Genomic DNA, 1,286 nt, shown 5'->3' with positions numbered 1-1,286 from the left:
TGGCGTGTCCCCCGTGAACCGGTCCGGGTTGTTCTAGAGTCCTGATTGCCCTGATGAGGGCACGAAGGGACGATAGGGATCATGGCAGGACGGAAGCGGCACTCGGCGGAGGACATCGTGCGCAAGCTGCGCCGGGCTGATGAGTTGGCGGCGGAGGGAAAGACCGGCGAGGAAATCGCCGCCGACCTCGAGGTGTCGGCCGCGACGTTGTACAACTGGCGCCGCCAGTACGGCGGTATGGACGGCGATGCCGCCAAGGAACTCAAGGAACTGCGCGAGCAGAACAGTCGGCTCAAACGCCTGCTCGCCGATGCTGAACTGGAGAAGGACGCGCTGCGGGAGATCGCCAAGGGAAAATTCTGAGCCCAACCGCCAAACGCGCCGCCATCGACATGCTCAAAGATGTGAAGAACATGTCAGAGCGTATGGCGTGCAAGGTAGTTGGGCTTTCCCGATCGGCGTATCGGTGTCTGCCGCAGGCGCAGACTCCGGCCGACCCGGATGCCGCACTGCGGGAGCAGCTGCGCACCTACGCCCGCAAGAATCCGCGGCACGGGTTCCGGCGGGCGTGGGCGCATCTGCGCTTCGACGACGGTATCGAGATCAATAAGAAGAAGGTGCATCGGTTGTGGAAAGAGGAGGGCCTGCAGGTCCGCCGTGCCCCGCGCCGGAAGCGGGCCGGCCAGTCGTCGGTGCCGATCATCGATGCTGATGCGCCGAAAGTGGTGTGGGCGTTGGACTTTCAGTTCGATTCCACGATGGATGGGAAGAAGGTGAAGATTGCGTCGATGGTCGATGAGCACACCCGGATGTCGTTGCTGAATATCGTGGACCGCTCGATCGCTGCCGAGCGCCTGATCGAGGAGTTGGAGAAGGTGTTCGCGATCTGGGGTGGACCGCCGATGGTGCTGCGTATGGATAACGGCCCTGAGTTCATCTCTGAGGCGCTGCAGGCGTTTTGTGCAGGGTTGGTGGGCATCTCCTACATTCCGCCCGGCACACCGTGGAACAACGGGTTCATCGAGTCGTTCAACAACCGACTACGCGACGAGTGCCTGAACCGCAACTGCTGGCCGACCCTGCTAGAGGCCCGGGTGGTCATCGGCGACTTCAAAGACGACCACAACCACCGACACCGACACTCAGCGCTGGGCTACCAGACCCCCGCCGAGTACGCTGCCCAATGCACCCACCAGCATCACCCCGTGGGCTGCGAGATCGACTGATCGACTGCAAGTAGGAACTGGCTCTAGAACGGCCTGGACCGGCTATCGGGGACCTGCCAG

The 1,286-nt window shown here is 62.7% G+C and carries 1 protein-coding gene; it reads left to right on the top strand.

What is annotated here, in order from left to right; all coding sequences use genetic code 11:
• Positions 1–81: 81 nt before the first annotated feature.
• Positions 82–1,226 (top strand): IS3 family transposase gene (locus GOPIP_RS06815; RefSeq protein WP_085949113.1). Its coding sequence is split into 2 segments (ribosomal slippage): positions 82–349 and positions 349–1,226, totalling 1,146 coding nucleotides; the frame shifts between segments, so codons are not numbered across the junction.
• Positions 1,227–1,286: the final 60 nt, after the last annotated feature.

It is taken from the genome of Gordonia polyisoprenivorans NBRC 16320 = JCM 10675, from assembly GCF_000241325.1.
In the GTDB taxonomy this organism is placed as follows: domain Bacteria; phylum Actinomycetota; class Actinomycetes; order Mycobacteriales; family Mycobacteriaceae; genus Gordonia; species Gordonia polyisoprenivorans.
The sequence above is the reverse complement of the archived record's forward strand: the minus strand, read 5'-3'. Positions and strand labels throughout refer to the sequence as shown.